This window comes from Antrihabitans cavernicola (genome assembly GCF_008297975.1).
Taxonomy (GTDB): domain Bacteria; phylum Actinomycetota; class Actinomycetes; order Mycobacteriales; family Mycobacteriaceae; genus Antrihabitans; species Antrihabitans cavernicola.
Map to the genome: position 1 here is coordinate 1 of NZ_VLNY01000020.1, position 22,232 is coordinate 22,232.

Here is a 22,232-nt window from a genome sequence, read left to right on the forward strand (position 1 = left end):
CAACTCCCGCGGATCACGACGCCCCGACGACGACAAACAATGCACACACGACAAATTGCACGCATACGTCAACTCCCACGTCAAACAAATCGGAGCATCGAGCCCCAACTCGAACTGATCGACCAACCGGCCGGGCATGGCGAGTGTCATTTCGCTCCTTCTGACTGCGCAGTGGCCGGGCCAGCGCGAACGATCGTCGTGGAGTCGGCAAGCGTGCCGAGCGCGCGGGCGTAGGCGGGCATGGCGTCGTCGTCGATGCCGGCGGCGCGGATTGCGGATCGTGCGTCGGCGTGGTCGGGCAGAGCCGCAACGATGTCGACGATCGTCTGGTTCTTCAGGAACGACAGCTTGCGAGTCCCGAAGTGGTAGAGCAAAGCCCCGAACGACTCGGGGCGCAGTGCTACCTGCGGATGTAGCCGCCAGGGTGAATCGAGGTCGATGGCGGGCATCGCGATCAGTACACGCCGCACATGCCGTCGATCGACACCTCTTCCACGAGGGTCTCTTCGACGAGATCCGTGTCGTTGACGACGTCGTTGCGATCAGACATGGTTTCCTCCAGAGATCGAATGTGTGATGAGGCTCACTACTGTAATGGCATTGAGTGCATAAACACAAGGAAGGTGTCGGGGATGGCACAACAAGAGGATTCGACTGTCGGGACCGGGCCACCGCCGCCCGCCCGGATCGGGAGGCGTCCGGCTACGACGAAGGACGACATTGCGGCCACCGCACTGAAGCTCTTCGCCACCAACGGATTCGACGGGACCAGCATCGATCAGATAGCCGACGCAGCCGGAATTGCTCGTCGCACCTTCTTTCGCTACTTCGCGTCGAAGAACGCCGTCCCGTGGGGCGACTTCGATGTGCATCTCGCGGAAATGCGCGAACACCTTGCAGACCTACCGTCCGGTATTACACTCGCCGACGGGCTGACTGCGGCGCTGTTGGAGTTCAACACTTTTCCCGACGAGCAAGCAGCGGTCCATCGCACGCGAATGGAGCTGATCCTGACTGTGCCTGCATTGCAGGGCTATTCGATGGTCATGTACGAGGGGTGGCGCACCGTGATCGCCGAGTACGTAGCGAAGCGCACCGGGTCCAAACCCGACGACCACGGTCCGCGCACTGCGGGGTGGCTGGTACTCGCGGTCGCGATTGCGGCATACGAGCAGTGGCTGCACGACAGTTCGCTCTCGCTCCAGGACCTCCTACGCTCCGGGGCGAGCGCGCTCCAGAACGGCCTGACCGGACAAGATCATGAGTAAGCCACCGAACACTTCCCGCTCGCTCTCCGAGCGCGAGATCGTCGAAGCCGCTCTGCGAGTCGTCCAGAAGGACGGCCTTGCCAACCTGTCGATGCGACGGCTCTCTCGCGAACTCGGCATGTCACCGATGGCTCCGTACTACTACGTCGCGGACAAGAAGGAGCTGCTCGACCTTGTGGTGTCGGCAGCACTCGCCGGCATCCGCCCGCCGACCCGCGATTCGGGAACCTGGCAACATCGCCTGCGGATCGTGATCGATCAGATCGAGGAGCGGCTGCGCAAACACCCCGGATTGGGTGACGTGCTACTCGAACAGATGATGCGCAAACAGCTCAGGCTCATCGCGGACGTGATGGAGATCCTGGTCGATGCGGGCTTCACGGATCGCAATGTGCTCGCCGGATATGCGACCATTCATATCTACCTCTTCGGGCGAAGCAAGGTCGCCAGGGACAACAGCCAGGCGAGCCCGGATCAGGTACTGCCGCCGACCATCGAGCGGGTGCGCCCGCACCTCACCGAGCTGGACAGCGAGTACTTCTACGACTTCGGCATCGAGACACTGATCGCCGGACTCGAGGTGCAGCTTGTTCACCAGCAGCGGCCCCAGTAACATGAACTAGAACCTGTTCTAGTTTTGCGCGAGAGGATTTCTACCCGATGACCACCGTCGACGTGCCGCACAGCTCACGATCCGTTGTGCTCACCGTGTCCGGAGTCATCGAAGAGACCGCGGATTCGCGTTCGATCGTCTTCGATGTGCCCGATGACCTGAAAGAGAAGTTCGCCTACAAGCCCGGCCAGTTCCTCACCCTGCGGATCCCGAGTGATCGAACGGGGTCGGTGGCTCGGTGCTACTCCCTTGCCAGCTCCCCTTTCACCGACGACCTGCCGAAGGTCACCGTCAAGCGCACGTCCGACGGCTACGGGTCCAACTGGGTCTGCGACAACATCAAGGTGGGCGACACCCTCGAGGTTCTGCCGCCGTCGGGCGTCTTCACCCCGAAGGACCTCGACGACGACCTCCTGTTGTTCGGTGCGGGCAGCGGCATCACGCCGGTGATGTCGATCCTCAAGTCGGCGTTGTCGCAGGGCACCGGTTCGGTCGTCCTTGTCTATGCGAACCGCGACGTGGCATCGGTGATCTTCGGGGAGGAGCTGCGTGAGCTCACCGCGAAGTACCCGGATCGCCTAGCGGTGGTGCACTGGGTGGAGACCCTGCAGGGCCTGCCGACGGCCCGCCAGCTGGCGACCCTGGTCGCGCCGTTCGTCGAGCATCATTCCTTCATGTGCGGGCCTGCCCCGTTCATGGACGCGGTGCACGATGCGCTGGCCATCCTGAACGTGCCACGAACCCGCGTCCACGCCGAGGTGTTCAACTCGTTGGCGGGCGACCCGTTCACCGACTCTGCGCCGGTCGAGCTGTCCGAAGAGGACTCGGCCGATGCCGCGACCGTCGAGGTCGAGCTGGACGGCGAGGTCCACAAGATGGACTGGCCGCGCAAGCAAACGCTGGTCGACATCATGCTCGCCAAGGGCATCGATGTGCCCTACTCCTGCCAGGAAGGCGAGTGCGGATCGTGCGCGTGCACGGTGCTCGAGGGCAAGGTCGAGATGGACAACAGCGAGATCCTCGACCCCGAAGACATCGAGAACGGCTATGTCCTCGGCTGCCAGTCACATCCGGTCAGCGATTTCGTGAAGATCGAGTTCTGATGCGCTCACAGTCGGCGTAGCCGAGCCCGCTCGTCGGGGTCCAGGTGTTCGGTGGCGTAACTGAGTGCGGTGCGACCCATGTGGCCCGCATGTTCATCGAGGAACGCCACCAACTGATCGCGATCTACTCGCTTGCCGATCTCGCGGAGCATCCAGCCGATCGCCTTCTGAATCAGATCGGCGCGATCGGGTAACAGGATCTCGCAGAGTTCGAACGTCGTACTGGGATCGCCACGCTTGATGAAATCGAATGTCGACAGCACCGCGACGCGGCGTTCCCATAGATCGTCGCTCACCACCAATTCGAAAAGCAGATCACGCGGACGCTCGAACAACCATGGGCCGATGATGTTTTCGGCCGACGAGTCGACGAGGTCCCAGTTGTTCACCCGACCTCGTCGAACGGCCGCGAGATAATGCTCGAAGATCGTCCGTTGGGTGCCCTCGTCGAGCGCCCGTGGTTTCGAGGCCGCCGCGAACTGCCCGTTGAGAATGATCAACGCCACCAGTCGATGCTCATGGACTTCGCTGTCGAGGAGGACATCGATTTCGCTCAGCGGGAGGGCGGAAAACTGCTTCGCCACTTTGCGCGTCGCGGGCACGCGGACACCGATGAAGACATCGCCTTCGCCGTACTCCCCCGGCCCTGTCTTGAAGAAGCGTTGTAGGTGCTTCGCGTCGGCTGCATCGGAGACAGCATCCAACTCCGCAATCACGTCCGAGGCTCTCACCGCGGAACCAAGTCCCCCGCAACACCGAAAACTGCTGCTGCCGCGGGCAATTCGCCAGGCCTACCACTCAACAACACCTGGATCGAACCATCTCCGGCAGGCCGACCGAGAGCGTCGACCCTTCGAACCGTCTGTGCCGCAACCGCGGGCGCGCTGTCGAACAGCCGAACGCCTGCCGGCAACGCGGCCGCGATCTGATTCTCGACCAGCGGGTAATGCGTGCAGCCGAGTACCACTGCCTCGACGCGATCCGGTGTTCGTTCGGCGGCAGCAGCGATGGCGGCTTTCACCGCGTCCATGTCGCCACGCTCGATCGCGTCGACAAGGCCATGGCATGCGATCCCGACTACGTCGGCTCCGTTGCCGAACTGCTCGATCAGCTGCGCCTGATACTTGCTTGCAGTAGTCATCGCGGTCGCCCAGATCGCCACCGACGAGCACACCGCGGCAGCCGGTTTGATTGCGGGCACGGTACCGATCACCGGGACTTCGGGAAATCGTCTGCGCACGTGGTCCAGCGCCGTCACGCTCGCTGTGTTGCACGGCAGCACGATCACCTCGGCTCCGCGTCGCACCGCATCTTCCGCGGTTGCGACCACCCGATCGATCACCCATTCCTCGGACTTCGGCCCCCACGGGGCACCGTCCGGGTCCAGAAGGAGAAGTAGGTCGAGATCGGGTCGCAGTTTGCGCAGCCACGCCGAGGTGGGCAACATGCCAAGCCCGGAGTCGATCAGCGCAACGATCACGCCCACAACTCTATTCGGTCGGCTCCAGCAATTCCGCGACGGGGGATCCCGCCGCGATCTTGCCGCGCAGCTTCATCACCCTGCCTGCCAGCCCGCCACCGACCACGCCCGTGAGGGCTCCGTCACGGGAGAAGTAGGCAAGAAACTTGCGGCCGTCGTCGAGTGCGATATGCACGTCGTCGCTCGCCGACGGCGTACCCAGAGCCTGGATCTTGATGTCGTACTGGTCGCTCCAGAAGTACGGCACCTGTGCCGCGCCTGCCGGTTCCTTGCCGACGAGGGCGCCTGCGAGCGCCTTCGCCTGATCGCCCGCGTTGGTCCAATGTTCGACGCGTTTCTGGTTACCGGTGTCGTGGCGCCACGCGGCCACATCGCCGACGGCCCAGACACCCGGAGTCTCGGTGCGACCGAATTCGTCCGCCAGCACGCCACCACCGTCGGCCCGCTCGGCAAGGGCAATTCCCGACTCCGCGAGCCAGCCGGTCACCGGCACCGACCCGACACCGATCACCACGAGGTCGACGGCGACTTCGGAACCGTCGCTCAGCACACCCGTCGTCACCCGTCCATCCACGCCGGCCAGCGAGGTCAACCCGATCCCGCACCGCAGATCGACGCCTTCGTCGCGATGCATGCGTGCGACCAGCCCGCCGATCTGCTCACCGAGCACCGACGCCAGCGGGGTCGCCTGGGGCTCGACGAGAACTACGTCCACACCGCGCGCCCGGAAGCTCGCGGCCAGTTCGCACCCGATGAACCCGGCACCGACGATCAGCGCCTTCTTGCCCTCGGCCAGTTCAGCTCTCAGTGCCAGCGAGTCGTCGATCGAGCGCAACACGAAGACGCCGTCCAAGTCGTGCTGACCCGGAATCCTGCGTGGCAGCAGCCCGGTGGCAATGATCAGGTCGTCGTACGCCAAGTCGGAACCGTCGCCCAGCTTCAGCTTCTTCGCCGTGGTGTCCACACCTTCGGCATCGACGCCCAGACGCAATTGGATCTGCTTCTCGTCGAAGAACTCGGCAGGCTTCAGCGTGGTCTCGTGCCGTTCGCCGCGGACCACTTCTTTCGACAGCGGTGGCCGATCGTAGGGCAGGTGAGACTCGTTGCCTACGAGGGTGATCGAGCCTTCGAATCCTGCTCGACGCAGTTCCTCGGCGGTGCGCAAGCCACCGAGCCCCGCACCGACGATGACCACTTCACTCATGAACCGACTCCGCTTTTCTCGACACCGCTCTTCTCGACACCGCTCTTCTCGACACCGGGTACCGGCACCTGAGCACCTGTGATGGCCGAGGATTCCGGCCCGAAAAGAAAGGCAATCACATTGGCGATATCTTGCGGGGACACCCAACCCTTGCGGCTCGAATCAGGTTGTCCCGCACGGTTACCCGGGGTATCGATCACCGACGGCAGGATCGCGTTGACGCGAATTCCAGCATCCTTGTATTCGACGGCGAGCGCGCTGACGAGTGCCCAGACAGCGGCCTTGGACGTGATGTAGCCCGCGGCTCCGGAGAACGGCGCGAACGCCGCCTTGGTCGACATCGCGACGATGGATCCGCCGCCGGCATCGATCAGATGGGGCAGCGCGGCATGGGTGGTCAGGTAGGTGGGGCGCAGGTTGAGGCGCAGCAAATGCTCGAAGTCGTCGATCGGTGTCTGATGCACCGGCGCACCCATCGCGAAGCCACCGACGAGGTTGGCCACCGCGCGCAGCGGCGCGTCCTCACGACCACCGGCAAGTGCCGCGACCTCGGCGACGCTGTCCACCTCGAACAGATCGGCTTTGATCAGCTCCAGATTCGGGTGCGGTTCGAGTCGCTCCAATTCGGCTTCGACGATCCACGGCACCACCACCCGCCAACCGTCGGCGAGCAACCGGGTTGTCACAGCAGTTCCAAGGCCACCGGTGCCGCCGGTGACAAGTGCTGACTTGTCGATGTTCACGCCATCTTGTGTAGCACGTCACAGGCGCTTCTAGAGTCGTGGGTCCACCGGCTCCGATTCCATCGCCAGCACACCGAACACCGCCTGGTGGATGCTGTGCAGCGGCTCGCCCCGGACCGATCGATCCAGCGCTTCGATACCGAGAGCGTATTCGCGCAGCGCCATCGACTCCTTGTGCCGGAGATTGCGCTCGCGCAAGGACTTCAATCGATCGGGCTCGGTGTAGTCCGGACCGTAGATCAGCCGAAGATACTCACGCCCACGAACTTTCATCCCGGGCTGCATCTTGCCGCGCGGGGCATTCTCCGCAGGCTTGACCACCATCCCTTCGCCGCCTGCGGCTGTCAGTTCCTCCCACCAGCGCTCTGCGGCGGTCACCGAGGCCGCATCCGACAGGTCGACCTCGAGTCGCCGCGTGGTCGCGAACAAGGTCGGTGCAGCACCGACAAGCCGGTCGGCCAACTCGAGATGCCAGGAGTGCGGTCGGTCGGCGTACGTTCCGTTGCTGCTCGCCAGCAACTGAAACGGTGCGATCCGCACGCCGACAAGTCCGTCGGTCGGCCACACGTACCGACGGTAGGCATCGGTGAACTCTCCGATATTGCTGCGTCGCCGCATGTTTCGGTCTCGCAGCTCATCGACGGGGAGAGCGCGGGCGGCAGCAAGCGACAGCACCGACTCCTCGGCCGACAGGTTGGCACGCGCAACCGCACCCGCCGTCGCGTACTCCGACTTGATCAGTCCCTCCGCCTTGGCGGACCAGGGCATGAGCTCGCAATCGAGGATGACCCAGTCGGCAGCGAGCTCGTCCCACAGCCCGGCCGACTCGAACGCCGCCGCCATGGACGCCACCAGGACCTCGGTGAGCTCCGCCTCGAACACCGGCCTGCCGGTGCGTGTGTAAGCAGTTCCGGTCGCGTTACCGATCGCACCGAACTTGGTCCGGGCGATCTCCGCATCACGACAGACGACGACAACCACACGCGAGCCCATGTGCTTCTCCTCGCAGATCACCGCAGTCGCACCGAGGCGCCGGTAATCGTCGAACGCCTCCGTCGGATATTCGAGGTAGCCGTCGCGCGTGGCTGTACGGCTCGGTGCCATCGTCGGCGGAAGGTAATGCAACCACTCCGGCGCGAGAGCGAACCTGCTCATCACTTCCAGTGCGCCCGCGGCATTCTCGGGACGAATCGACACACGACCTCGCAGCGAGGTCTCGACTCCGGTCGGGCCGATGACGTCGGTCAGGTCGAGAGACGAAGCCTCGCGAACGAATTCGCCGAGCGGCTTCGTCGGCTGATACCAGACCTGCTGCGCGGGAACGGATACGAGTTCGCCCTCCGGATACCGGAGAGCCGTCAGCTTGCCACCGAAGACGCACCCGGTATCGAGGCACATCGTGCGGTTCTCCCACTTTGCCTCCGGCACCGGCGTGTGACCGTAGAGCACCATCGCCGAGCCCCGGTACTCCTGCGCCCATGGGTATCTGACGGGAAGTCCGAATTCGTCGGTCTCACCCGTGGTGTCACCGTACAGCGCGAAACTACGCACACGCCCGGACGCGCGACCGTGATACTTCTCGATCAAGCCCGCGTGCGCCACGACGAGGTTGCCGCCGTCGAGGACAAGGTGCGCGACCAGCCCGTCGCAGAAATCGAGCACCTCTCGGCGGAATTCCGCACTCTCGGCGTCCAACTGTTCGAGCGTCTCGGCCAGTCCGTGCGATCGGGTGACTTGCCGCCCCCGCGTCTTTCGTCCACCCAGCGCCTTGACGAGCTTGTTCTCGTGGTTGCCCGGCACCGCCAGCGCCTCACCTGCACCGACCATTCCCATCACCAGGCGCAGTACGCCGACGGAGTCCGGTCCGCGGTCCACGTAGTCGCCGAGGAACACGGCCGTACGACCAGCCGGCGGAACCGCACCGACCGCTGCACCGGAGCCGTCACGGCGCAGCGTGTATCCCATTGTCGTCAAGAGGGTTTCGAGCTCGCCGAGGCACCCGTGCACATCACCGATGACATCGAATGGGCCGCGAAGGTCGTGGCGGTCGCTGCGTAGCGGTGTCCGCACGAACGTGGCGGCCTCGACGTCGTCGATGCCGTCGAGTACGTGGACAGTTCGAAACCCTTCCTTCGACAGGCCACGCAGCGACCGCCGCAACTGCTGGTCCTGACGACGCAACACCTCCCGCCCGAACGAGCGATCGGCGCGTTCCGCATTGCGTTGTGCACATACCGATTCCGGGACGTCGAGAACAACGGCTACCGGCAGCACATCGTATTCGCGCGCGAGCGCGATCAGCGACTTGCGCGCGGCCGGTTGAACATTGGTCGCGTCGACCACGGTCAGCCTGCCCGCCTTCAACCGGGTGGCGACGATGAACTCCAACAACGCGAAGGCATCTGCGGTGGCGGACTGCAGGTTCGGATCGTCGCTGACCATGCCGCGGCACATATCGCTCGACACCGTCTCGAACGGACCGAAGTTCTTCGCGGCGAACGACGACTTCCCCGACCCACTGATGCCGACGAGCACCACCAACGACAGGTCGGGAATCTCGAAGGCGGTCATGACGACACCTCGATTCGACTGAACACCGCGAGCTGCGTCGGGGCGCCCAATGCCTCGTCGACCGGTCCGATCGGATGGAACGCGACGGTATAGCCGTGATCCGAGGCAACCACCGCACCCCATCCCTCGAATTGGGTTCTGGTGAACTCGAATCGGTGATCTGGGTGCCGAAATTCGCCGTGCGCCAACGCGGGGTAGAGCGCGTTGTATTCGGCGTTCGGTGTGGTCACCAGAACGGTGCGCGCTCTGGCTTGCGCGAAGACCGACCGGATCAGCGCGGGAAGTCGCGGCGGGTCGACGTGTTCGATCACCTCCATCAGCACCATCGCGTCGAATCCGCTCAGCCGAGCGTCGCGATACGTCGCCGATGTCTGCAGTAGAGCGATCCGATCCCGTTCCCTGTCGGACAGATCGTCGAGGCGAAGTCGCTTGCGCGCCTTCGTCAACGCTCGGTCGCTGACGTCGGCACCGACGATCGTGCCGAACGAGTGGTCGGCGAACAGCGCACGCAGCAACCTGCCTTCACCGCAGCCGAGGTCGACCACCGACTTGGCTCCGAGGGTCCGCAGCTGATCGAGCACCGCACCGATGCGCTGTTCGCCGAGCGACGGGTCGCGCACCACGACAGGCTCGTCCGGTGCATCGGGCACCAGCCTGTCGAGCGCAGAGGCCACGAGTTCGCGCCGATGCGCCAGGTAGCGCGACGCAATCAGATCGGACTCTGGATGTGCACCGAGCCAATCCCCTGCTGCCCGAACAAGTTTGTCTGCTTCCTCGGCGCCAACCCAATAGTGCTTGGCATCATCGAGAACCGGGAGCAGCACGTACAGGTGGCGCAACGCGGCGGACAGAGCGAGCGTTCCGGTCAGTGTCAGACTCACGAATTCGGAGTTGCCCCAGTGCGGCAGTTGCGGATCCAGTGGAATCGGCTCGGCAACCACCTGCCAGCCGAGCGGCCCGAACAGCCGCTTCGACAGATCGGCGCCACCGCGTGATGGCACGGCGGGAAACTCGATCGTCAATTCGGCTGCGGCGTCCACCAGTTCGGGTCGAGTTGTGCACACGCCTGCGATCGTCTGCTTGAACAGCCTCGACAACGCGACAGCCATCGCCGACGCAGGCGCGTCGTCGACAACGACCGCGATGGTCGAACGCTGCTGCGACGACTCGGGATACAACACGGTCGCCGTACCGACGGACAGCTCGAACGTCTGCACGCGGTCGGGATGCTTGTGCAGCAGGAACCCGATTCCGGTGGTGTCGGGGAAATCGGTTGTCGCAGCGGCGGTGACGGTCACAAGCACCGCACCGACGTTACGGGACCGGCCTGGACCCGCCCACCGGTTTACTCAGCTACCGGGGCCGCAGCCGCCCCGCGAACGACAATGGCGCCGGTCCCCCGACGGGAAACCGGCGCCACTGTTGGCTCTGTGCAGCAGGTATTACTTAGATGATCGCCGTAGGCGGAGCCTACTTAATGATCTTCGTAACCCGACCGGCGCCGACGGTGCGGCCACCTTCACGGATTGCGAAACGCAGGCCCTCGTCCATGGCGATGGGCTGGATCAGCACGACGGACATCTCGGTGTTGTCACCGGGCATGACCATCTCGGTGCCCTCGGGCAGCGTCACAACGCCCGTCACGTCAGTCGTACGGAAGTAGAACTGCGGGCGGTAGTTGTTGAAGAACGGCGTGTGGCGGCCGCCCTCTTCCTTGTTCAGGATGTACGCCTGGCCCTCGAACTCGGTGTGCGGCGTGGTGGTGCCGGGCTTCACGACGACCTGGCCGCGCTCGACATCTTCACGCTTGATGCCACGAACCAGCAGACCGACGTTGTCGCCCGCCTGGCCGGAGTCGAGCAGCTTGCGGAACATCTCGATGCCGGTGACGGTGGTCTTGGTCGACTTCTCCTTGATGCCGACGATTTCCACATCCTCGTTCACGTTGATGTGGCCACGCTCGACACGACCGGTGACAACGGTGCCACGACCGGTGATGGTGAAAACGTCCTCGACGGGCATGAGGAACGGCTTCTCCGTCTCGCGGACCGGGTCCGGAACCGAGTCGTCGACAGCCTGCATGAGCTCGAGGATCGACTCGGCCCACTTCTCGTCACCCTCGAGTGCCTTCAGCGCGGAGACCTTGACGACGGGAGCGTTGTCGCCGTCGAACTCCTGCGCGGACAGCAGCTCACGGACCTCCATCTCGACGAGCTCGATGATCTCTTCGTCGTCGACCATGTCGGCCTTGTTCAGCGCAACCAGGATGTACGGCACACCGACCTGACGAGCGAGCAGCACGTGCTCGCGGGTCTGCGGCATCGGACCGTCGGTAGCTGCAACGACCAGGATCGCGCCGTCCATCTGAGCCGCGCCGGTGATCATGTTCTTGATGTAGTCGGCGTGACCGGGAGCATCGACGTGAGCGTAGTGACGCTTCTCCGTCTGGTACTCGACGTGCGAGATGTTGATCGTGATACCACGAGCCTTCTCTTCGGGAGCCTTGTCGATCTGATCGAAGGCAAAGCTCTCGTTGAGAGTCGGGTACTTGTCGTGCAGAACCTTGGTGATAGCCGCGGTCAGCGTCGTTTTGCCGTGGTCAACGTGACCGATGGTCCCGATGTTGACGTGCGGCTTCGTCCGCTCGAACTTCGCCTTCGCCACTGTGTGTCCTCCTGGACTGTCATTTGCCTGCGGGTGTGCAGCATTGCGGTTTCATTAACAGGTGGTGCGGTCGTGCCTGGTCCAGCTCCCGGGAGGTATTACTCCCCGGTGGCCTTCGCGATGATTTCCTTGGACACATTGGCCGGAACCTCTGCGTAGGAATCGAACACCATGGAGTAGTTCGCCCGGCCCTGAGTCTTCGACCGAAGGTCTCCGATGTAGCCGAACATCTCCGAGAGCGGAACCAGCGCCTTCACGACACGGGCACCACTGCGTTCCTCCATGGCCTGAATTTGACCACGGCGGGAGTTGAGGTCGCCGATCACGTCGCCCATGTAGTCCTCGGGCGTGATTACCTCGACAGCCATCAACGGCTCGAGGATAACCGGACCGGCCTTACGGGCCGCTTCCTTGAAGGCTGCGGAGCCCGCGATCTTGAAGGCCATTTCCGACGAGTCGACGTCGTGGTATGCACCGTCGATCAGTGTCACCTTCACGTCCACCAGCGGATAGCCGGCGAGCACGCCGTACTGCATGGCATCCTGCGCACCCGCGTCGACGGATCCGATGTACTCCTTCGGAACACGGCCACCGGTGACCTTGTTCTCGAATTCGTAGTGCGCACCGTCTTCGCCGTGGAACGGGTCGATGTTGATGATGACCTTGGCGAACTGGCCGGAACCACCCGTTTGCTTCTTGTGGGTGTAGGAGTGCTTCTCCACCGACTTGGTGATGGTCTCGCGGTACGCGACCTGCGGCTTGCCGACGTTGGCCTCGACCTTGAACTCGCGACGCATACGGTCGACGAGGATGTCGAGGTGGAGCTCGCCCATGCCGCCGATGACGGTCTGGCCGGTCTCGTCGTCGAGCTTCACCGAGAAGGTGGGATCCTCTTCGGCGAGCTTCTGGATCGCGGTGCCGAGCTTCTCCTGGTCCGACTTGGTCTTCGGCTCGATGGAGACGTTGATGACCGGGTCCGGGAACGTCATCGACTCGAGAACGATCTGCTGCTGCGGATCGCAGAGCGTATCGCCCGTCGTCGTGTCCTTCAGACCGATCACGGCGTAGATGTGACCGGCACTGGCGGTCGCCACCGGGTTCTCCTTGTTGGAGTGCATCTGGAAGAGCTTGCCCAGACGCTCCTTCTTCTCCTTGGTCGAGTTGATGACCTGGGAGCCGGAGTCGACCTTGCCCGAATACACGCGGACATAGGTCAGCTTGCCGAAGAACGGGTGCGTCGCGACCTTGAATGCCAGCGCGGCGAACGGCTCGGTGGCGTCGGGCTTCCGAGTGAGAAGCTCCTCTTCCTTACCGGGCACGTGGCCGGTGGTGGCCTCGACGTCCAGCGGGGACGGGAGGTAGTCGATGACGGCGTCGAGCATGGGCTGAACGCCCTTGTTCTTGAACGCCGAACCACACAGCACCGGGTACAGCTCCGAGCTGACCGTGAGCTTGCGGATGGCGGCCTTGATCTCGTCGATCGTCAGCTCTTCGCCGCCGAAGTGCTTCTCGAGAAGTGCCTCGTCGGACTCGGCAACGGTCTCGAGCAGCTCGGTGCGGTACTCGTCGGCCCGCTCCTTGAGCTCGGCCGGAATCTCGATGGTCTCGTAGGTCTCACCGAGCTTCGTCTCGCCACGCCACACCTTGGCGTTCATCTCGACCAGGTCGACGATGCCTTCGAAGTCGTTCTCGGCACCGATCGGCAGCTGAATGACGAGAGGACGAGCGCCCAACCTGTCTTTGATGGTCTGGACCGTGTAGTAGAAGTCCGCGCCGAGCTTGTCCATCTTGTTGACGAAACAGATGCGCGGGACGTCGTACTTGTCGGCCTGACGCCAGACCTGCTCGGACTGCGGCTCGACGCCTTCCTTGCCGTCGAACACGGCAACGGCACCGTCGAGAACACGCAGCGACCGCTCGACCTCGACCGTGAAGTCGACGTGGCCGGGCGTATCGATGATGTTGATCTGGTTGTCGTTCCAGAAGCAGGTGGTGGCAGCCGACGTGATCGTGATGCCACGTTCCTGTTCCTGCTCCATCCAGTCCATGGTGGCTGCGCCATCGTGGACTTCACCGATCTTGTAGCTGATACCGGTGTAGAAGAGGATGCGTTCGGTAGTGGTGGTTTTGCCGGCATCGATGTGCGCCATGATGCCGATATTGCGGACCTTGTTGAGGTCGGTCAGCACGTCCTGTGCCACAGGATTCTTCCCCGCTTCTAGCTAGTAGGTCTCGTTCTGATTTTCAACGTGCATAACGTCGAGACCGGACGAAAAGTGCCGGTCCCGACGTCGGACGTCACCAGCGGTAGTGGGCGAAAGCCTTGTTCGCGTCGGCCATCTTGTGAGTGTCTTCGCGACGCTTCACCGATGCTCCGAGGCCGTTGCTCGCGTCGAGCAGCTCGTTGGCGAGACGCTCGACCATCGTCTTCTCACGACGTGCGCGGGAGAACGTGACCAACCAGCGCAACGCGAGAGTGTTGGAGCGACCCGGACGAACCTCAACCGGCACCTGGTAGGTGGCGCCACCGACACGACGGCTCTTCACCTCGAGGGCGGGCTTGACGTTGTCGAGTGCACGCTTGAGGGTGACGACCGGGTCGGTGCCCGTCTTCTCGCGTGCCTGCTCGAGCGCGCCGTAGACGATGCGCTCGGCAGTCGACTTCTTGCCGTCGAGCAGGATCTTGTTGACAAGCTGCGTGACCAACGGCGATCCGTAGACAGGATCGTTGATCAGCGGACGCTTGGGTGCTGGGCCCTTGCGTGGCATATCAGCTCTTCTCCTTCTTGGCGCCGTAACGGCTGCGGGCCTGCTTGCGGTTCTTGACACCCTGGGTGTCGAGCGAGCCGCGGATGATCTTGTAGCGAACGCCGGGGAGGTCCTTAACTCGACCGCCACGCACGAGCACCATCGAGTGCTCCTGCAGGTTGTGGCCTTCACCGGGGATGTATGCCGTGACCTCGACCGAGCTGGTGAGGCGAACACGCGCGACCTTACGCAGCGCCGAGTTCGGCTTCTTCGGGGTGGTCGTGTACACGCGAGTGCACACGCCGCGGCGCTGGGGGCTGCCCTTCAGGGCGGCGGTCTTCAGCTTCGCGACCTTGTCGGTGCGACCCTTGCGGACCAGCTGGTTGATGGTTGGCATGTACCGGCTTTCCTCTGTTTCGACGCTTCGTATCTGGGATATTGCGTGTTCGTGCTTGTCAGCTTGTTCGTACTTGTCATGGGCCCTGCCTCGCATCCCGAGGTCGGGCGTGTCGCACGCGGGTAGTGGCCCAATTCAAGGCACAGCTGAATTGTCAGCCGCTCTCGCTGGCCTCTACCTTGCATACAATCCTGCCCGCGTACTCCGGGCACAGCGATCCACAGTACCTGTCTGCGCGCCTTCGGGTCAAAGCGCGCGGCGGATCGCGAAGGCACCCGGCCCCGCGAACGCGATGAGGAAGAAGCTCCAGCAGAACAGTATCGGCAGGTCGCCGCCGTTCTCTATCGGCCACAGGCCGGTCTTCTGATGGACGACCAGGTACGCGTAGGCCATGGCCCCGGAGCACAGCAGCGCCGCGACGCGGGTACCGAAGCCCACCGTCACCAGGATGCCGGCAATCAGCTCGATGACACCCGCCCACCAATGCGGCCAACTGAGGAACGCCGCCGTCTGACCGCCGTACGGCGCGACGGGGATTCCGAAGAGTTCGGAAAGACCGTGGAACACGAAGAGCAGGCCGGTGATGATTCGGAAGAAGCCGAGAACGAACCAGAGCGGGGTGCCCCGCGCAACACCTGAGGCGCGTAATCCGGACACGGTTTCGGCGTTCGAAAAGGGCAAGCGCAGCACTGACATGACGGACCTCTGATCGTCGTAGTGGATGTCGGAGAAATCGGAAGCGCTTCCGACCTATCCACGTACGACGCGGGAGATTCGTTCAGATTTCCACTACCTGCTGAGGTTCAACGTCAGTTCGGCGAGCTTCACGGCGGCCTGGCAGGGGTCCGGATGGGCGGCGCCGGGCCGGTATTGCACCCACCAGCCGATGATTCCGGAGCTCGGCGAGCCTGCCGTGACGCCGCACGAGTCGGGATCGTTGGGCGGCTGCGACTGAAACGCCTTGCGGCCTTGAATAGCGATGTCCTTGATCGCGTACTGCAGCTTCTCGGTGGCCGCGCGTTCCACCTGCAGCGAACCGGACTCGAACCAGTTGAACGTCACCTTGGTGTTGCCTGCCGGACCGGCGACGTCCCAGCGGCAGATCGCGCCGAAGAACCCGCGTTCGATCGAGTCACCGCCGACTGTCTTGGCGATCAGGTCGTCGGCAACGGCGTCGCATTCCTGCAGGACGTCCTTGTATTTGCCGTAGTCCTTGATGGCCGTCGACGAACCCTCGGGTAACGCCGTGCCTTGAATCGTGGAACCGCAACCCGCCGCCATCGTCGCAACGGCAACAGCGGCCAAGGCGAGTGGCAGCCTGCGCAGTCGTGTTGTCATTTCGCCCTCGACACTGTCAGCTCGGCCAGATCGTTGGCGACCTTGCAAGGATCGGCCGTCGCCGGCACATCGGCGTAGGTGACCGACCAGTGGATGAAGTCGTCGCCGAATTGCACGCCGATCTCGCATAGTTGGTTTCCTGCCGAACCCTTGAATCCTGGGTGGCCCTTCACGTCGATGGTCTCGGGCGGCCTGCCGATCAGGCCGGAGCCCGCGGCTTCACGTCCGATCGGGCTGCCGCGGTACCAGGAGAAACTGACGCTCGGCCCCTGCGGTCCGCTGGCCTCCCACACGCAGCCGACCGAGTTGCGCCAGACCACGGGTAAGGCAGGCATCGCGAACGCGGCGAGCACTTCCTGATCGGTGACCGAGCCGCATTCTCCGAAGAACGGGCCGGGCGCAGCGGGCTTCGCGGGAGCGCTCGTTGCCGCCGCGTCCGAGTTGTCGGCCGAGTCGTCGCTGCCGCCGCAACCCGACATCAGCAACGCGAGAGATATCGCCGCGACTGCCGTGAGCTTTGTCCGCACACTCGCAGACTCTACCGACGCCACGGTGGTGGGAGGCGTCAGTCGGTTGCCGAGCGAGTCGAACGAAACGGCGTGATGGGCGGTTTGACCCACATGATCTTTTCGTCGGAGTGGGCGGGGACCGCACCCCGACTTTCCGGGTGCTGTCGCGCCCACGCTGATTTGCGATCGACCAATTCGGCTGCGGTGGTCCAGGTTTCCATCGAACTCGGCGGATGAGCGCCTGCAGCGCGCGCAAGTTTGCGCAGGGTCGCGTCGGGCAGTGCCAGCAGTTCCGCACTGGTGATCGCGCGATCCCACACGAACCTGGCCAACACCGTCGCCTTCTCGCGACGTTTGGTAGCCGCCTGGTCCGTGTGGGCGAAATCGACGTCCGGCGTCGTCTCGTGCGGTTCGCTCATCGGACGGCTAGCACAACCTTGCCCTTGGCGGAACGGTTCTCCAACGACGCGATCGCCTGACCGGCGTCCGCCAACGGATGGATCACCGGGTCGGGTGCCGACAGCTGCCCCGACGCCAGCAGCGGCTCGACGTCCGTCCACTGCTCGGCCAGAAACTCCTTGTGCGTCATCCACCAGGCTCCCCAGCCCACGCCGACTACCTCGACGTTGCCCAGCAGCAACCGGTTCACCTTCACCGTCGGAATCTCGCCGCCCGTGAAACCCAGAACCAGCAGTCGTCCGCCGGGTGCCAAGGAGCGGACGCTGTCGGTGAACCGGTCACCGCCGACCGGATCCACGACGATGTCGACGCCCTTGCCGTCCGTCAGCTCTTTGACCGCCTTCAGCCAGCCGTCGGCGAGGACCACGTCGGTGGCACCGGCAGCACGGGCGACAGCGATCTTGTCTTCGGTGCTCACGACTGCGATCGTCCGGCCCGCTCCGAGCACCGGGGCAAGTCGCAGCGTCGATGTGCCGATACCGCCTGCCGCACCGTGCACCAGCACCGTCTCGCCGTCATGTAGTCGGCCGCGGTCGCGGAGCGCGAAGTGGACGGTCAGGTCGTTGAAAAGCAGACCGGCGCCGGCCTCCAGAGATACGTTGTCGGGCAACGGAAATACGAGATCGGGTTGCAGCGCGGCAACGTCGGCCATTCCCCCACCCAGCATCGTCAGACCGACAACGCGGTCCCCCGCCGACACGCGGGCACCAGCGGGCGCCGATCGCACGATGCCCGCAACCTCGCCGCCGGGAACGAACGGCAGGTCCGGCTTGTACTGGTAGAGCCCGCGACTCATCAGCGCGTCGGGAAACGCGACGCCTGCCGCGTGCACCTCGACGACGACAAGATCGTCGCCACTCGGCTCGTCGATATCGACGAGCTCCACCGCCTCTGGACCGTCGAGTCGGGTGACCTGAATTGCACGCATGGCGTCCTCTCGGTGGCGTACGTCGAATACGAATCCGAACTTAGCCGATCCGATGTGCCGACCTTCGGGGCCGTCAGCGGACGTTGTTGCCTCGCCACGCGACATAGTCGGCAACGGCCGATGCGACGTCGAACTTCGGCGTGAACCCGGTGTCTGCTGTCAGCCGAGATATGTCGAGGTACGGGTCCGCGCCTGCACCGCCGCTGCGACCCGGCGGCTGCTCGATGCGCAGGTCGGGAGCGAACGCGCGCAACGCATCCCCGAAGTCGCGATTGGTGAACGGTTTTCCGCTGGAGACGTTGTAGGTGTCGTGCCGCAATTCGTCCGCGTCGATCAGCAGAGCGATCGCGCGACCCGCATCCGGCGCGTAACAGCAGTCACCGCCGTCGTCGGCGTGCAGCTGCTGCGGCTCCTCACCGCGAAGCACGGCGCTGATGTAGGACGGGATGTGGAAGAACGGCGATTCCGGGTCGACCAGCGGACCCCAGATCGTCCCGATCCGAAGCACAACCGGCGCTACGCCGCTACCTGCAAGGCCGTGCGTGGTCAGCGGTTCGACGGCCTTCTTGAACGCGATGATCAGGTGTGGCAGCGCCGCCGTCGGTAGCGAAAGGTCTTCGTGCCACGGCGTTTCGGCCCGACCGATATACACGCCGAGACTGCTCGCGACCGCGAACCGGCGCACTCCCCAGGCGCGGGCGGCATCGAGTGCGTTGAGCAGGCCGATCGTGTCGGTTCGGAAATAGTCGATCGGATCCGCGCCGGGAAGGCTGCCCGCGAGGTGGACGATATCGCTGATGTCGTGACGATCCCCGAGTGCAAGAAAGGCGTTGCGATCCGTGACGTCGAGAGATTCGACGGTGACACGTCCCTCGAGGAACGACGGGACGTCGGTTCGCCTGTGCGCCGTGACCACAACCTCATGTCCGAGATCGAGAAGCGCGCGGGCGGTGTGCGCGCCGATCATGCCCAGCCCGCCGGTCACCAGAATCATCGGACCACCTCGTAGTGGAGGTGGGTGACACCGGGCGCGGCGACCGCTTCGAGCAAGCGCAGTTCGATATGTGCGGGGAGACTGTCGAAATAGGGGCGCCCCTCGCCGAGCAGGATGGGCACCTGATGCAGGACCACCTCGTCGACCAGGCCTTCCTTCAGCGCTTCGGTCAACAGGACCCCACCCATCAGGGCAACATCCTTGCCATTCGCAGCGGCGCGAGCCGCCGCAACGGCGTCCGCCAGCCCGGTCGTGATCAGCGTTTGGTTACCGCCCATCTGCGGTGCGGGTCGGTGGCTGAGAACGAACAAGGGCACTCCCGGTTGCGGGCTGCCGTCGTCGCCGAACCGGTCGGAGTCGTCGTAGGTGTTGCGGCCTGCGATGCAGGCACCGACGCGGCCTGCCAGTGCATCGAAGACCCGAGCGCTGGCCTCGCTGAGCCTGAAGCTGTCGAAGACCCGGCTGGGAACGTCGCCGTCGAAATACCAGTCGAAGAGCATCCCCGCGTCGCCGAGTCCCCGGCCCGGGCCGGGCTCGCGACCGGTGATGTATCCGTCGACCGAGACCGCCAAAGCGCTGAACACCTTGCTCATTTCTCTCCTTCGCTGCTGTCCGACGACTCACCGTACGAACTTCCGGGCACCGAGTCTTGAACAAATCGAGCACGATCAGCCTCGCAGTAGCGGACCCCTACGAGTGGCGAGAAACGGTGCGTACGAGGCCGAATGGTCGTGCCCGCACTCGCATCGGTCGATGTCACCGCCGAGAAGTTGACGCGGCGTGCACCCGGTGAGGCGGAGGCACTCTCGACTCAGATGCGCCTGATCGGCGTATCCCGCGTCGATCGCAACCCCTGCCATCCCGTCGGCGCCGCGTCGACCGGTGGCTACCGCACCGGCTTGCGCCAGTGCGAGAAATCCCTGAAATCGCAAGGTCCGCTGCAGCACCTTGGGACTTGTCCCGACGGCCTGCAGGCAGCGGCGACGCAACTGGCTCGGAGAGAGCGAGAATGCAGTGGCGACGGTATCGATGCCGACCGGATGCCACGGCATCAACGCGGTCACCGCCTCGCGCATCAGAGCATCGGTGCGGATCGCTCGCCGAAACCGCTCCGCGAGATGCGCTTGCATGATCGCCAGCGCACGCTCGGGCGTCCCCGCCTCGGCCATCGTGTCGACTAGTCGGTGCGCGGCACTCCCCCACAGCTGCGTCAGGTCCACTCGTCGGTCGACCACGTCGTCGAGCATCTCGGGCAGCGGCGGCGCACATCCCGGTTTGAACCGCGCACCCACGATGGTGGTGCGGGCGGGAATGACATCGATCATCGGTCCGGTGAGCGGACCGATCAGTTGCGGTTCGCCGCCGATCGGAAAGTGGATCTCGATACCGCCGGTCGGCAAGTGCCGTTGCACGTAGGACGTGTTGCCGGTCCGCTGAATCCAGACCGTTCGAACCACGCCGGCGAGCTCCGGCAGCGGCGGACGCTCGATGTAGGACGCGGCCATCACATCAGAACCCACCTGGACATCTTCGCACCGACAATCAAGGTAGGGTTGCCTTACCTTGCTGTTTGGACGAAGGACGTCATGACCTCGCACACCGCTGCCTCGCATCGCGAGGGGTTCGTTCCGTTTCGCGACGACATCGCCGCCTCGTACCGCGCAGCCGACCTGTGGCGCGGCACCACGCTCGGCGCGATTCTGAGCGACGCCGCGACGCGGTGGCCGACTCGAACCGCGGTGCTCACCGACGGCGATCCGATCAGCTACGCCGACCTCGACGTTGCAGCCGACCGACTGGCTGCCGGACTGATCGCACTCGGTATCGAACCCGGCGACCGAGTGGTGATGCAACTGCCCAACCGACCCGAGTTCGTGACGACCCTGTTCGGGCTGTTGCGCGCCGGCGCGATTCCGGTGATGTGTCTGCCTGCCCATCGCAGCGCCGAAATCGGGCATCTGGCAGAGCTTTCCGGTGCGGTCGGCTACGTCATCGCCGACACCGCGGCCGGCTTCGACTATCGCGAACTCGCGCGCACCGTGCAGCACAGGGTTCCGTCCATGCGCCATGTTCTGGTTGCAGGCGATCCGGGGCCGTACCTGAGCCTGAGCGACGTTGCGCGAGATCGCGTCGCGCTCCCGGACATCGATCCAACCGACATCGCGTTGCTCCTGGTGTCCGGCGGCACGACGGGCGTGCCCAAGCTCATCCCTCGGACCCACGACGACTACGCCTACAACGCTCGCGCCAGTGCCGAGCTCTGTCGGCTCGACAGCGCCGACGTCTACCTCGCCACACTCCCTGCCGCGCACAACTTTCCGCTTGCCTGCCCGGGCATCCTCGGAACGCTGGGTATGGGCGGCGCTGTCTGCCTGATCGAAGATCCCAGTCCCGAGAGTTCGTTCGCCACCATCGAGCGCAACAAGGTCACGATCACAGCGGTGGTCCCGCCGCTGGCCCAACTGTGGTGCGCGGCAGTCGAATGGGAAGACGCGAACATCGAGTCGCTCCGCCTACTGCAAGTGGGTGGAGCCAAACTCGCCGAATCCAACGCTCGCGCTGTGACACCAGCCTTGAATGCGCAGTTGCAGCAGGTCTTCGGCATGGCCGAGGGGTTGCTCAACTACACGCGTTTGAACGACTCGGACGAGCTGATCTGCACCACTCAGGGCAGGCCGCTCTCCGACGCCGACGAAGTGCGGGTGGTCGACGGCGAGGGCAACGACGTTCCCGACGGCGTCGAAGGCGAGTTGCTCACCCGCGGGCCGTACACGATCCGCGGCTACTACCGCGCCGAAGAACACAACGCACGAGCCATCACAGCAGACGGCTTCTACCGCAGCGGCGACCTGGTTCGACGCCTGGCGTCCGGCCATCTGATGGTGACCGGTCGCATCAAGGACGTGATCAACCGCGGCGGCGAAAACGTGTCGTGCGACGAACTCGAAGAACATCTGCTCGCGCACCCCGCCATCCGACACGCGGCAGCTGTCGGACTACCCGACGACTCGCTCGGCGAAAAAGTTTGCGCCGCAGTCGTTCTGGATGCGCTGGTCGACTCACCCACGCTGGCCGAGATCAAAGCCTTCCTGACCGACCGAGGACTCGCCGCGTTCAAGCTGCCGGACTCCCTGCACCGGGCAACGCAGTTGCCGGTCACCGCGGTCGGAAAGATCGACAAGCGAGCGTTGGCGGAGCAGATCGCGCACTGAG

The 22,232-nt window shown here is 64.3% G+C and carries 24 protein-coding genes and 1 pseudogene; 4 read left to right on the forward strand and 21 right to left on the reverse strand.

Features of this window, described 5'->3' with window-relative positions; genetic code table 11:
* The 3 genes and pseudogenes from FOY51_RS24500 to mftA form a co-directional block, all read right to left on the reverse strand.
* Positions 1-150: pseudogene (locus FOY51_RS24500) on the reverse strand (mycofactocin radical SAM maturase); the annotation flags it as partial.
* Positions 147-449 (reverse strand): mycofactocin biosynthesis chaperone MftB, encoded by a 303-nt coding sequence (mftB, locus tag FOY51_RS24505; RefSeq protein ID WP_149432904.1) that lies wholly within the window; start codon positions 447-449, stop codon positions 147-149. The gene mftB and the pseudogene FOY51_RS24500, both read right to left, overlap by 4 nt.
* Before the next feature lie 5 nt (positions 450-454).
* The gene (gene mftA / locus FOY51_RS24510; protein ID WP_149432905.1) at positions 455-550 is read right to left on the reverse strand and encodes a mycofactocin precursor MftA; all 96 of its coding nucleotides are present in this window, start codon (positions 548-550) and stop codon (positions 455-457) included.
* Positions 551-632: 82 nt separating this feature from the next.
* Between mftA and mftR the strand changes: the two genes are divergently transcribed.
* From mftR to FOY51_RS24525, 3 genes are read left to right on the forward strand one after another with little or no spacing between them, the layout of a single operon-like run.
* The gene (mftR, locus tag FOY51_RS24515) at positions 633-1,268 is read left to right on the forward strand and encodes a mycofactocin system transcriptional regulator MftR (protein WP_149432906.1); all 636 of its coding nucleotides are present in this window, start codon (positions 633-635) and stop codon (positions 1,266-1,268) included.
* A complete protein-coding gene (gene mftR2, locus FOY51_RS24520; protein WP_149432907.1) occupies positions 1,261-1,881 on the forward strand; it encodes a mycofactocin system transcriptional regulator MftR2 in 621 nt (206 codons plus the stop codon). Before mftR ends, mftR2 begins: the two co-directional genes overlap by 8 nt.
* Before the next feature lie 47 nt (positions 1,882-1,928).
* Positions 1,929-2,984 (forward strand): ferredoxin--NADP reductase, encoded by a 1,056-nt coding sequence (locus FOY51_RS24525; RefSeq protein ID WP_149432908.1) that lies wholly within the window; start codon positions 1,929-1,931, stop codon positions 2,982-2,984.
* A 5-nt stretch (positions 2,985-2,989) separates the two neighbouring features.
* On the opposite strand, the gene FOY51_RS24530 is transcribed toward FOY51_RS24525, so the two are convergent.
* The 18 genes from FOY51_RS24530 to FOY51_RS24615 form a co-directional block, all read right to left on the reverse strand.
* Complete coding sequence (locus FOY51_RS24530) at positions 2,990-3,715, reverse strand: DNA alkylation repair protein (protein WP_235916717.1); 726 nt, start codon at positions 3,713-3,715, stop codon at positions 2,990-2,992.
* Positions 3,712-4,464 (reverse strand): glutamate racemase, encoded by a 753-nt coding sequence (locus tag FOY51_RS24535; RefSeq protein ID WP_149432909.1) that lies wholly within the window; start codon positions 4,462-4,464, stop codon positions 3,712-3,714. The genes FOY51_RS24530 and FOY51_RS24535 overlap by 4 nt, the downstream gene beginning before the upstream one ends.
* Before the next feature lie 10 nt (positions 4,465-4,474).
* Complete coding sequence (locus FOY51_RS24540; protein ID WP_149432910.1) at positions 4,475-5,668, reverse strand: NAD(P)/FAD-dependent oxidoreductase; 1,194 nt, start codon at positions 5,666-5,668, stop codon at positions 4,475-4,477.
* Entirely contained in the window at positions 5,665-6,405 is a 741-nt protein-coding gene (locus tag FOY51_RS24545; protein WP_149432937.1) for an SDR family NAD(P)-dependent oxidoreductase, read from the reverse strand. Before FOY51_RS24545 ends, FOY51_RS24540 begins: the two co-directional genes overlap by 4 nt.
* A 36-nt stretch (positions 6,406-6,441) precedes the next feature.
* Positions 6,442-8,982: a polynucleotide kinase-phosphatase gene (locus FOY51_RS24550; RefSeq protein ID WP_149432911.1), complete on the reverse strand. Its 2,541-nt coding sequence runs from the start codon at positions 8,980-8,982 to the stop codon at positions 6,442-6,444.
* Positions 8,979-10,286: a 3' terminal RNA ribose 2'-O-methyltransferase Hen1 gene (locus FOY51_RS24555; RefSeq protein WP_149432912.1), complete on the reverse strand. Its 1,308-nt coding sequence runs from the start codon at positions 10,284-10,286 to the stop codon at positions 8,979-8,981. Before FOY51_RS24555 ends, FOY51_RS24550 begins: the two co-directional genes overlap by 4 nt.
* A gap of 166 nt (positions 10,287-10,452) precedes the next feature.
* A complete protein-coding gene (gene tuf, locus FOY51_RS24560; protein WP_149432913.1) occupies positions 10,453-11,646 on the reverse strand; it encodes an elongation factor Tu in 1,194 nt (397 codons plus the stop codon).
* A 98-nt stretch (positions 11,647-11,744) separates the two neighbouring features.
* Positions 11,745-13,847, reverse strand: coding sequence for an elongation factor G (gene fusA / locus FOY51_RS24565; protein WP_149432914.1), 2,103 nt, complete (start codon positions 13,845-13,847; stop codon positions 11,745-11,747).
* A 97-nt stretch (positions 13,848-13,944) separates the two neighbouring features.
* Positions 13,945-14,415, reverse strand: a complete 471-nt coding sequence (gene rpsG / locus FOY51_RS24570) for a 30S ribosomal protein S7 (RefSeq protein ID WP_149432915.1) — start codon at positions 14,413-14,415, stop codon at positions 13,945-13,947.
* Between the two features lies 1 nt (position 14,416).
* Positions 14,417-14,791: a 30S ribosomal protein S12 gene (gene rpsL / locus FOY51_RS24575; protein WP_008714048.1), complete on the reverse strand. Its 375-nt coding sequence runs from the start codon at positions 14,789-14,791 to the stop codon at positions 14,417-14,419.
* A 246-nt stretch (positions 14,792-15,037) separates the two neighbouring features.
* Entirely contained in the window at positions 15,038-15,487 is a 450-nt protein-coding gene (locus FOY51_RS24580; protein WP_149432916.1) for a DoxX family protein, read from the reverse strand.
* A gap of 93 nt (positions 15,488-15,580) precedes the next feature.
* On the reverse strand, positions 15,581-16,129 hold the full coding sequence (locus tag FOY51_RS24585) for a DUF3558 domain-containing protein (RefSeq protein WP_187776455.1): 549 nt from the start codon (positions 16,127-16,129) through the stop codon (positions 15,581-15,583).
* Positions 16,126-16,656: a DUF3558 domain-containing protein gene (locus FOY51_RS24590; protein ID WP_371830487.1), complete on the reverse strand. Its 531-nt coding sequence runs from the start codon at positions 16,654-16,656 to the stop codon at positions 16,126-16,128. Before FOY51_RS24590 ends, FOY51_RS24585 begins: the two co-directional genes overlap by 4 nt.
* 38 nt (positions 16,657-16,694) lie before the next feature.
* Positions 16,695-17,057, reverse strand: a complete 363-nt coding sequence (locus tag FOY51_RS24595) for a hypothetical protein (RefSeq protein ID WP_149432917.1) — start codon at positions 17,055-17,057, stop codon at positions 16,695-16,697.
* On the reverse strand, positions 17,054-18,025 hold the full coding sequence (locus tag FOY51_RS24600) for an NADPH:quinone oxidoreductase family protein (protein WP_149432918.1): 972 nt from the start codon (positions 18,023-18,025) through the stop codon (positions 17,054-17,056). Before FOY51_RS24600 ends, FOY51_RS24595 begins: the two co-directional genes overlap by 4 nt.
* Before the next feature lie 73 nt (positions 18,026-18,098).
* On the reverse strand, positions 18,099-19,019 hold the full coding sequence (locus tag FOY51_RS24605) for an NAD-dependent epimerase/dehydratase family protein (RefSeq protein ID WP_149432919.1): 921 nt from the start codon (positions 19,017-19,019) through the stop codon (positions 18,099-18,101).
* Positions 19,016-19,612, reverse strand: a complete 597-nt coding sequence (locus FOY51_RS24610) for a dihydrofolate reductase family protein (protein WP_149432920.1) — start codon at positions 19,610-19,612, stop codon at positions 19,016-19,018. The genes FOY51_RS24605 and FOY51_RS24610 overlap by 4 nt, the downstream gene beginning before the upstream one ends.
* Positions 19,613-19,687: 75 nt before the next feature.
* A complete protein-coding gene (locus tag FOY51_RS24615; protein WP_214633147.1) occupies positions 19,688-20,539 on the reverse strand; it encodes a helix-turn-helix domain-containing protein in 852 nt (283 codons plus the stop codon).
* Between the two features lie 66 nt (positions 20,540-20,605).
* Here FOY51_RS24615 and FOY51_RS24620 point away from each other — a divergent pair, with 66 nt between their 5' ends.
* Positions 20,606-22,231, forward strand: a complete 1,626-nt coding sequence (locus tag FOY51_RS24620; RefSeq protein WP_149432921.1) for a (2,3-dihydroxybenzoyl)adenylate synthase — start codon at positions 20,606-20,608, stop codon at positions 22,229-22,231.
* Position 22,232 lies beyond the last annotated feature (1 nt).

Bases quoted from the DNA above. Each gene is read 5' to 3' on its own strand.
- FOY51_RS24550 (WP_149432911.1), bottom strand. From the start codon at position 8,982: ATGACCGCCTTCGAGATTCCCGACCTGTCGTTGGTGGTGCTCGTCGGC.
- rpsG (WP_149432915.1), bottom strand. From the start codon at position 14,415: ATGCCACGCAAGGGCCCAGCACCCAAGCGTCCGCTGATCAACGATCCT.
- FOY51_RS24610 (WP_149432920.1), bottom strand. From the start codon at position 19,612: ATGAGCAAGGTGTTCAGCGCTTTGGCGGTCTCGGTCGACGGATACATC.
- FOY51_RS24620 (WP_149432921.1), top strand. From the start codon at position 20,606: ATGACCTCGCACACCGCTGCCTCGCATCGCGAGGGGTTCGTTCCGTTT.
- FOY51_RS24540 (WP_149432910.1), bottom strand. From the start codon at position 5,668: ATGAGTGAAGTGGTCATCGTCGGTGCGGGGCTCGGTGGCTTGCGCACC.
- FOY51_RS24605 (WP_149432919.1), bottom strand. From the start codon at position 19,019: ATGATTCTGGTGACCGGCGGGCTGGGCATGATCGGCGCGCACACCGCC.
- mftR2 (WP_149432907.1), top strand. From the start codon at position 1,261: ATGAGTAAGCCACCGAACACTTCCCGCTCGCTCTCCGAGCGCGAGATC.
- FOY51_RS24580 (WP_149432916.1), bottom strand. From the start codon at position 15,487: ATGTCAGTGCTGCGCTTGCCCTTTTCGAACGCCGAAACCGTGTCCGGA.
- FOY51_RS24585 (WP_187776455.1), bottom strand. From the start codon at position 16,129: ATGACAACACGACTGCGCAGGCTGCCACTCGCCTTGGCCGCTGTTGCC.
- rpsL (WP_008714048.1), bottom strand. From the start codon at position 14,791: ATGCCAACCATCAACCAGCTGGTCCGCAAGGGTCGCACCGACAAGGTC.
- mftA (WP_149432905.1), bottom strand. From the start codon at position 550: ATGTCTGATCGCAACGACGTCGTCAACGACACGGATCTCGTCGAAGAG.
- FOY51_RS24525 (WP_149432908.1), top strand. From the start codon at position 1,929: ATGACCACCGTCGACGTGCCGCACAGCTCACGATCCGTTGTGCTCACC.
- FOY51_RS24595 (WP_149432917.1), bottom strand. From the start codon at position 17,057: ATGAGCGAACCGCACGAGACGACGCCGGACGTCGATTTCGCCCACACG.
- FOY51_RS24600 (WP_149432918.1), bottom strand. From the start codon at position 18,025: ATGCGTGCAATTCAGGTCACCCGACTCGACGGTCCAGAGGCGGTGGAG.
- mftR (WP_149432906.1), top strand. From the start codon at position 633: ATGGCACAACAAGAGGATTCGACTGTCGGGACCGGGCCACCGCCGCCC.
- mftB (WP_149432904.1), bottom strand. From the start codon at position 449: ATGCCCGCCATCGACCTCGATTCACCCTGGCGGCTACATCCGCAGGTA.